The following is an 8341-nucleotide window of genomic DNA, read 5'->3' on the forward strand; positions in this document are numbered from 1 at the left end:
TCGAGCCTGGCCCCAACGAGTTCCGTATCGAGTTAATTCGACTCCTTAGAAAACACTTTGATAAATAAGAATGTTTTGACGATGAGAGCTTTGGGTGGATAGCGCACTACTTGGTATTCGACCAAGCCCATGAACTCGATGAGTTTTAGTCACCCAAACTTGTATTGGAAGACCTCGCTAAACTGAGAACACGTTTGAATGAAGCAGATAAAATCTTGGACCGCCTTCCGATACCCGTACTCGATGCGTTTCGTGTTGGAGCTCTCCAAAGAAGCGGATTGATGAATGAGGATCGAAGCACCGGCGATCACGAGGATACGTTCACCGACATACTGAAAGAAACTCCACACTGGAAGGCGATTTTGGCAAAAGGAGAGTTTTTCAAGAGGCTTCGCCACTTTTTGGATTTGATTGAAGACGCTGAAGCGACCGCCGCGCACGGTGTACCGTTTGGCATGAAGGCAATAGAGGCCTGGCGCTTGGTTGCAGCTTGCGTCGGGCTCTGTGAGCGCCATCCGGGGACAATAAGAGTTCCCAAGGCGATGAATGAAAGCGGTCCGTTCTACCGCTTTCTGAGCGATATGTTTGATCTCTTCGAAATAGAAGAACTGCCGACGTCAGCTTTTCGAAGTTGGAGAAAGTATGTGGGGCGGAAAGAAAACTAATTCTTTTGCACGCCCCATGACGGCAACACCAATTGTTTCATTGTTGTTCCCTGATGTGTTCAAAGGAGCAATGCTATGCAGGCACACTATCTGACGGCCCGGGAGGCCGCTCAATACACTGGTATCAATGAAAGCTATCTCGCAAAACTGCGTATGGGAATTGGCGATGTCGCCGGGCCAAGGTTTATTCGGATCGGTCTTCGTTCGATCCGGTACAAGCGCTCTGACCTCGATGCATGGATGACATCGCGGAGCGAGGGCTTGGGGGGAACGAATTGATGTCTCGGATAGCCCCATTCTCCAAATATCGTTTTGAATGGAAGAAACGCGTTCACGCTACTGATCAGTTGGCACGGCGTACCAAACACTTCGCATCTTTTGTCTGCGACGAGTTTGTGTCCAAAGAAAGCGGCTGCTATTGGGCGAGCAATGCTACCTTGGCAAACCGGTTTGGTGTCCACAATCGCAGTATCCAACGTTACCTTCAGGAGCTCGAGATGTTCGGCTGGATCCGGCGTGTACGCAGGCGTGATGTTAGGCGCATGTTCCAAATCACGGTCCCCAAAAACAGCCTTGAACACGACACTCATCGCGACACCAACGCGCGTCGTAAGGCGACAACCGTGTCGTGCGAAGACGACAAACTTGTCGCGCCTTATAAGAACATAGGAAGGAACAAAGAAAACGTAACCGTTGCGACCGGGCTTGGCGGATATCTTTGGTTCTCCGAAGATGACAATCAGATCCTTCATGAGTGGGAAGCGTTTATCACTGCCAACACGGTCTTCGACTTTGGGTCGCTTTTGCAGATGCTGAGAAAGAACGACAGCATCGCATTGCCGACCCGTTTTCCCAAACAAGAAGAAATTGATCGGTACGTTAGGTTCTTTAGTGATGTCGTGTTGAGTAAGGGACAGAGCATTGGTGTCACACAGTCCTAAATTCCAGCCAAGTTTGGGAAGGGGGGGTATCAAAAGTTGGGAGGTCCAATCCACGGGACCGGCGGGGGTAGTCAAATTTTTCCGCGTGAAATTTTAAGGGGGGGCAAACCGAATTGGAGCGGAAACCGGTCGTTCTAGGCACTTGCAACGGTTCCATAATGGAATGTCAAAAAAAGACGTTTAATAAGTGTGATCGCCTTTCGCGAGGCTGAATTTTCAACAAATGTCTGCGATGCGCAGAAAGCGGACTTTGCAATCCTCGACGAACGATCATCGCGAACCTTTGTCGGGACCATTTGAAGCAGCCACTATTAAGAACTGGCTGGACTTGCTATCGATCTTGAATTGCTGATCTGCCGAAGTCTCGCGCCCTTTGCTGGTCGCTTTGATTGCAAAGTAAGGCGATGGTCACTGCCCCGAATTGGTTTTCGCGACACTGCACAGCAGATCAACATGTTGATCCAACCAATCTTCGTCCAGTATCTCATGACGTATGAGCTTGCGGAAGTAAGGTGCAGCGACTGCTAGTTCTATGAGTTGATCAACCGGAACGTCGGCGGTGATCTCACCGCGGTCAATTGCAGCTGAAAACACGGCTTCAACACTTGCGAACCTGTCTTTCATGAATTCGGTTATGACCAATCGCGCTTCTTCGTCGGTGGACGCAGCAGCGACCACCTGAGGCGCGATTTGGCCCCATGGTGTGTCATTCAAGGCTCCCATCAGTACGCCGAGTAACCAGCGCAGGTCAGATCGCAGCGGGCCATCGGTTTTGGGCGGTATGTTCGGCGGTGTTGCGACGCGCCTGAATGCTGCATCACGCAGACTGCGCGCATCTGGCCAGTGCCTGTAAAGTGTGCTCCGCGAAATGCCTGTTGCCTTTGAAACCGCGCCATGAGTTACGTGCAGCACGCCCTCATCCATCAGTATCCTTTGCGCCGCATCAAGTGCGGCCTGTCGTGTGGCGATCAGCCTGGGATCTTCTTTCAATCGCCCCTCCTATAGAACACTTTGTTGCGTTATAGAACAATTTGTTCTATTAATATGATCAGCTAAAAACTAAAGCTCAATACTCAATTCCGCAAACAAGTCTTGTCAAAATGGGAGTGTATCAATGGTCAAAGTGGCAGCAACCCCGCTGGCGGTACTCTTATCGATGGGCGCGACAACCGCATTGTCCGAGAGTGGCATCTACGAGCTGGATCCTGGACACAGCCAGGTATTGTTCAGCTACGACCACATCGGGTTCTCAGAAACATTTGGCATGTTTTCAGGTTTTAGCGGCGAGATAGAGTTCAACGAAGATGATCCGTCTGCGTCGTCTGTCACAGTGTCTATGCCTGTAAAATCCATGATCACGGGCTGGGATGCCCGTTTGCAACACTTCATGTCCGATGACTTTTTCAGCGCGAACGACGGTGACGTGGTCACATTCGCCTCAACCAGCATTGAAGTGACCGGGGAAAATTCCGCGGATATTTCTGGCGACTTGACCATGAATGGCGTCACCAAGCCTGTTGTTCTGGAAACAACGCTCAACAAGTCAGCGCCATACCCGTTTGGCCCAAAAGAGGGCACGCCGACCTTGGGGCTGGCTGCCACGGCGACTATCGTACGGTCTGAATTCGGACTTGGGGCCTTTGCACCTGCTGTGAGCGACGAGATAGAGCTCTTGATTAATATCGAAGCGTTAAAAGCTGAATGATGCGTGCAGGGGCACCGATATGGCGCTGAGCACTCAATTTTTGATATTGGCGGATGGTCAACACGATGAATGTACACCTGAGATCATTGGCGGTTTCTGTGACGGTAGTGACATTGATGTGCTCGATGGCGTCCGCGCAAGAGCGCTCCTTGCCGGAGCGCATCTCGCCCCGTCCCGAAACGACAAGCGGCGTGCCGCACACTCAGATTGGTGTCGAAATTAATGCCGAGTTAGCCCAGCTATTGCTGAAGCGAGTTGCGCAATTCCCGGGGGTCACACTTGGCCCCACACGCATATCATTACCTGGCGCGATTGGCTTTTAGCTTGATCCCGATATGTTGTTGTCCCAACCGAACTCTATCGTCGGTGGGTTTGAGTTTGCGCACATGCATCCTGATGGCAGCTTGCACGCCTCGCTCGACCCAGAAATGGCGCGAAGGGCAATTGAGGCTGGCTGGGCCGTAGCTCACCCCTGGGCCAAGCAACGTCCTGGGTGGAGCGGTTTTGTCATGATCTATACTCCAACCACACCCGAAGAGCTGGATGTCGTCATCGATCTGGTTGAAAGCTCGTACACCTTCATCACCGGCATCACTCTGGGCTAAGCTCGAATTGCGCGAAAGTGTGCGGGGACGCCTGTTTCCTGTAAGAGAGCAGTTTCAGCCACCTTGTTTCTCGCAGTAATTTTTTTCTTGAATTGTCACTGTGGCGAAGCGCTCGATACCTTAAAGCCATTCACATTCATGGTAGCTGCCGTCCGCTTGTTAGATTTTGCAAAGCTCAGAGTGGAAGTTCCGCTTCGGCCTGACATCGGTCACAGATAAGAAGAGCTACGGACTGACACCTTTAGAATTGATATTTCGAAGTGAACCTTAGTTAGCAACGCGAATGCGTTAGTCATTCACCTTTATTCTGGGTTTCGCCAGCCAATAAGACATTTTGCTCGGCTGTCTGTTTCAACGCAAGTTTGGGAACTTGCAGGCTTAGCAAAATGCCCAGGCACAAGTTTTGGTCACAAAAACCTATTCGTCTGTTAATTTTGGTTCAGAGGAATTGGTTTAGCTAAAAGGATCACATCGACTGATGAAGCGGAAAATTGCTGCGATCCTAAGTCTCGATGTCGTCGATTATGCCAAGCGCATGTCACAGGATGCTGAGACCACGCTGAACACTCTACAACGCATTTTGGACGATGTGATCAGACCGTTGGTCCATGAAAACAAAGGACGAATATTCAAGCTGATGGGAGATGGTTCTTTGGTTGAGTTTGTTGCAGCCACAGACGCAATTAATGCTGCCAGTCAGATTTTCAATCAGATGAGAGATGAAGACGTAAAACTTCGAGGAGGTCTCCACGTTGGCGACGTAATGCCAAATGGTACAGACTTGTTCGGAGAGGCCGTTAATGTTGCATCTCGCCTTCAGTCCAGTGCCCATATTGGAAGTTGTCTCGTCAGCAAGACAGCTGCCGAAGTTGCGGGAACTTCGCTGGCAGTAGCGTTGCGACCAGAAAGCTCGATACGGCTGAAGGGAATTCCAAATCCAGTGGAAGCCTACTCTATTGATTTGGATGGTGACAAAAGACGCGCAAAGAACAAGCTGCTGGCTAACTCTCAAGACGTCCGCTTTGCAAAATCAAAAGACGGTACGACGCTTGCCTGGACATCGACTGGAAGCGGTAGAAAGTTACTGGTCACACCAAACTGGCTTAGGCATCTGGAATACGATTGGACGATGAACACCATCGCCGGATGGTTGCCTCTTCTTTCTGAGAACCACTGCCTTTATCGGTTTGATGGTAGAAACAATGGCTTGTCCCAGAGGGGCGTGCAGGATGTATCTCTAAATCGCATCGTCGAAGATGTTGAGGCCGTACTGGACGCGGCCGGGATCGAAAAAGTTCCATTGTTTGGCATTTCTTTTGGGGCAACCATTGCGGCGGCTTTTGCTGCACACAATCCTGACCGTGTTTCGGGGTTGGTTCTACTCGGTGGATTTGCACAAGGACTTGCGGTTCGTTCACAGCCCGGAATTGCTGCGCTTGGGCAAGCAATGATGGATATGAGTCTTGAAGGCTGGAACGATGAATACCCTTCTGCAAGAGACTTGATGGCCCAATCATTTGCTCCAACCGCAAGTCCGCATGACCAGCGCACTTATGCAGAATTTATGAAAGTGGCAATGGACCATCAGGATTGGCTTAAGATTGGACCACTGGTCGCAGGGGTCGACGTAACGGATCTACTTCTGCGGATCACCTGTCCGGCTCTGGTCATGCACGCTAATCGAGACAGGATGCACAGTGTTGAACAAGGTAGGATATTCGCCGCCGGCATCGAGAATGCGCGCTTTATTGGCCTTGAGACAGCAAACAATACGATGCCAGAGTATGATCCTGCCTGGCCTAAAGCCCTAGTGGAAATAGAGCGTTTTTTGAATTCAATTTGAGCAGTGTAAGTTGTTCATCGCCAAAACTTTTTTGTTCAAAGGTAAGAGGATGCCGTGCGCCCTTCGATTTTCGATACTGGAATTTGAAAACTCTAGGCTTCTTGTCATCGACCGCATTGTCTTGATCTCGGAAATTGCAAAGTCTTGTTAAGAATGTCCGGTTTGGGCTGCCATCAGCCAATCATGCAAACCGCAGAAAACGGCAACACTGAGCCTTAACTTCAAATTTCTGCACCGGGCATCAAAGCCGGAAGTGCAGAAGAAAACTGTCGTTGAGTGTTCTATTCAAACCGCACCTTCTTCACTTTTTGGGTTGTGCTTTTGCTCCCAAGGGGTGTCTCATACAAATTGTAATGTGATCATTGGATCTTAGCCGTGTTCGACGCGTCGACATACCTCGCGATAACATCGATTGCAGTCATCGGCACTGTTCACGTCTTCTGCGTGTCTTTTTACCAGAGATTCCCCGGCCTAGCAGGCTGGCTTTCTGATTTTTCATCTGGGATCGGACTTGGCTATGCTTTCCTTTTCTTACTGCCAAAAATCGGTGAATTGTCGGCCGATTTGGCTGAAAATGGGAAATGGGAAAACTCGCTGTTCGGTTATTCGCTCCTAGGATTTCTCATTTACTACTTGCTGGAAGCCAGTCGCGACACGGGGGCCGATCACAGGTTGTCGCTTGGCTTGGATACAGTGGCACTTGGAACCTATAACTGCTTGCTTGCCATTACCGTCATGCAAACGACGGGAACATCACCTGAGCTGTACGCTGTTGGAACGTTGGCCTATTCATTGCATTTGTTTGGGGTGAATATCTTTCTCTATAAGACCCACCCCGGACACATGTCTGGATGGTTACGCGCATACTTTGTCGCGTCGCTTGCAGTCGGCATATTGATCGGTCTCAACGCAGACAAAAGTAGCATGATCTATTCAATTGCGACTGGGTTAACAGGGGGTGTGATAATAGCCCTGTCTCTTCGGGTTAAACTACCCAGCCTTTCGGCAGTGAATACAAAAGCTCTGTTGATTGGTGTGGTGTTTGCTGTGGTCGCAGTCGAGGTCACCCGGTGTCCGTTGTCAGGGGTTTTGGGACGGATGGCGGCGTGATCTAAGAGAGTATCTGTCTCATCTGGTTAGATTGATTATGCGGCGGTTTTGCGGTGAAGCAAGCGCCGGGTTTCGATAGTCTTTCGTTTGATCCTTTCTCGTTGTTTTAGAATGGTCTGCCCGCGTCCGAAGTAGACATCAGCGGGCGTGAGGTTTTGCAGGCTCTCGTGATAACGCCGGTGATTGTAGTGCTCGACGAAGGCGTCAATCTGCTGCGTGAGATCACCGGGCAGATAGTAGTTTTCCAACAGGATGCGGTTCTTGAGCGTCTGGTGCCAGCGCTCGATCTTTCCCTGAGTTTGCGGATGGTATGGTGCCCCTCGAACATGATCCATTTTCTGATCTTCCAGCCATTCGGCAAGCTCACCAGAGATGTAACTGGACCCGTTGTCGCTGAGCAGACGTGGCTTGTGCAGCACCGTTGCCTGATCACAGCCTGAGGCGTGCAGGGCGAGGTCCAGTGTGTCGGTCACATCCTCGGTCTTCATCGTCGTGCAAAGCTTCCAGGCGATGATGTAGCGGCTGTAATCGTCCAGGATCGTGCTGAGATAGAACCAGCCCCAGCCGATCACCTTGAGATAGGTAAAATCGGTCTGCCAGAGTTGGTTCGGTCGTGTTGTCTTGTCCTGGAACTCGTCTGCGGCTGACAAAACCACATAGGCTGGGCTGGTGATCAGATCGTAAGACTTGAGGATGCGGTAGACCGAAGCCTCTGACACAAAGTACTTTTCTGTGTCAGTGAAGCGAACAGCCAATTCACGCGGGGAAAGCTCACTTTCCTTCAGAGCCAGATCCTTGATCTTCTCGCGCACTGGCGTGGGAATGCGGTTCCAGACCCGTGACGGCGTGGGTCTACGATCTTCAAGCGCCTCGGGGCCGCCGACGAGATATCGGTCGTACCAGCGATAGAAGGTGGTCTTCGGAATGCCCAGCTTCTCCAAAGTGCGCTTGGTCGGCAGATGCGATTGCTCAACCAAGCGGATGACTTCCAGTTTTTCGGATGCGGGATATCTCATGCGTCGTCGTCCCCATCCGCGATCATGCTTTTTTTGAGCAACCGCAGTTCAAGAGCCTGTTCGGCAACCACCTCCTTCAGATCACGGGCTTCCCGTCTCAGATCCTTCACTTCGGTGGAAGTTGCCGCGCGGGCCGTGTCGCCTGCCAGACGTTTCTTGCCGGCCTCCAGAAATTCCTTGGACCAGCTGTAATAAAGGCTCTGCGCGATGACCTCACGACGGCACAGCTCTGCAATGCTGTCCTCGCCTTTTAGGCCGTCCAGCACGATCCTGATCTTCTCTTCTGCGGAATACTGTTTGCGGGTCGCACGGCGAATGTCCTTTACGACCTTCTCACCGTGGCTCTGCTTGGTTCCGGGTTTCTTTCTCATCTCCACTCCTTGGCGGTTACGATGAGCCAGAAACCCTCTCTTATCAAATCGACCTAAACTGTCCCATTGGCGCTGACGTCAGACA

At 51.0% G+C, this 8341-nt stretch carries 9 protein-coding genes; 7 read left to right on the forward strand and 2 right to left on the reverse strand.

Annotated elements, in window-relative coordinates; genetic code table 11:
• Positions 1–194 precede the first annotated feature (194 nt).
• The 3 genes from ACP15L_RS17715 (at position 195) to ACP15L_RS17725 (ending at position 1606) form a co-directional block, all read left to right on the forward strand.
• A complete protein-coding gene (locus ACP15L_RS17715) occupies positions 195–665 on the forward strand; it encodes a hypothetical protein (protein ID WP_425085180.1) in 471 nt (156 codons plus the stop codon).
• Positions 666–740: 75 nt separating this feature from the next.
• Complete coding sequence (locus ACP15L_RS17720; RefSeq protein ID WP_425085181.1) at positions 741–944, forward strand: helix-turn-helix transcriptional regulator; 204 nt, start codon at positions 741–743, stop codon at positions 942–944.
• Positions 902–1606, forward strand: a complete 705-nt coding sequence (locus tag ACP15L_RS17725; protein ID WP_425085182.1) for a helix-turn-helix domain-containing protein — start codon at positions 902–904, stop codon at positions 1604–1606. Before ACP15L_RS17720 ends, ACP15L_RS17725 begins: the two co-directional genes overlap by 43 nt.
• A 408-nt stretch (positions 1607–2014) precedes the next feature.
• On the opposite strand, the gene ACP15L_RS17730 is transcribed toward ACP15L_RS17725, so the two are convergent.
• The gene (locus ACP15L_RS17730; protein ID WP_425085183.1) at positions 2015–2596 is read right to left on the reverse strand and encodes a TetR/AcrR family transcriptional regulator C-terminal ligand-binding domain-containing protein; all 582 of its coding nucleotides are present in this window, start codon (positions 2594–2596) and stop codon (positions 2015–2017) included.
• Positions 2597–2720: 124 nt separating this feature from the next.
• Between ACP15L_RS17730 and ACP15L_RS17735 the strand changes: the two genes are divergently transcribed.
• From ACP15L_RS17735 to ACP15L_RS17750, 4 genes are all read left to right on the forward strand, one after another.
• Positions 2721–3311 carry a YceI family protein gene (locus tag ACP15L_RS17735; RefSeq protein WP_425085184.1) on the forward strand — a complete coding sequence of 197 codons (591 nt, stop codon included), beginning with the start codon at positions 2721–2723 and terminating at the stop codon, positions 3309–3311.
• 335 nt (positions 3312–3646) lie between these two features.
• Positions 3647–3916, forward strand: a complete 270-nt coding sequence (locus ACP15L_RS17740; protein ID WP_425085185.1) for a luciferase family protein — start codon at positions 3647–3649, stop codon at positions 3914–3916.
• Between the two features lie 478 nt (positions 3917–4394).
• Positions 4395–5759 (forward strand): alpha/beta fold hydrolase, encoded by a 1365-nt coding sequence (locus ACP15L_RS17745; protein ID WP_425085186.1) that lies wholly within the window; start codon positions 4395–4397, stop codon positions 5757–5759.
• A 375-nt stretch (positions 5760–6134) separates the two neighbouring features.
• Positions 6135–6869, forward strand: a complete 735-nt coding sequence (locus ACP15L_RS17750) for a hypothetical protein (RefSeq protein ID WP_425085187.1) — start codon at positions 6135–6137, stop codon at positions 6867–6869.
• 35 nt (positions 6870–6904) lie between these two features.
• Here ACP15L_RS17750 and ACP15L_RS17755 read toward each other — a convergent pair.
• A protein-coding gene (locus ACP15L_RS17755) for an IS3 family transposase (RefSeq protein WP_425084199.1) occupies positions 6905–8256 on the reverse strand; the annotation gives its coding sequence in 2 pieces (ribosomal slippage) (positions 6905–7920 and positions 7920–8256; 1353 coding nt in all).
• Positions 8257–8341 lie beyond the last annotated feature (85 nt).

This window comes from Ruegeria profundi (assembly GCF_049800715.1).
In the GTDB taxonomy this organism is placed as follows: Bacteria; Pseudomonadota; Alphaproteobacteria; order Rhodobacterales; family Rhodobacteraceae; genus Ruegeria; species Ruegeria profundi_A.

Coding starts and splice junctions, on each gene's coding strand:
- ACP15L_RS17720 (WP_425085181.1), top strand. CDS start 741: ATGCAGGCACACTATCTGACGGCCCGGGAGGCCGCTCAATACACTGGT.
- ACP15L_RS17725 (WP_425085182.1), top strand. CDS start 902: ATGGATGACATCGCGGAGCGAGGGCTTGGGGGGAACGAATTGATGTCT.
- ACP15L_RS17735 (WP_425085184.1), top strand. CDS start 2,721: ATGGTCAAAGTGGCAGCAACCCCGCTGGCGGTACTCTTATCGATGGGC.
- ACP15L_RS17740 (WP_425085185.1), top strand. CDS start 3,647: ATGTTGTTGTCCCAACCGAACTCTATCGTCGGTGGGTTTGAGTTTGCG.
- ACP15L_RS17745 (WP_425085186.1), top strand. CDS start 4,395: ATGAAGCGGAAAATTGCTGCGATCCTAAGTCTCGATGTCGTCGATTAT.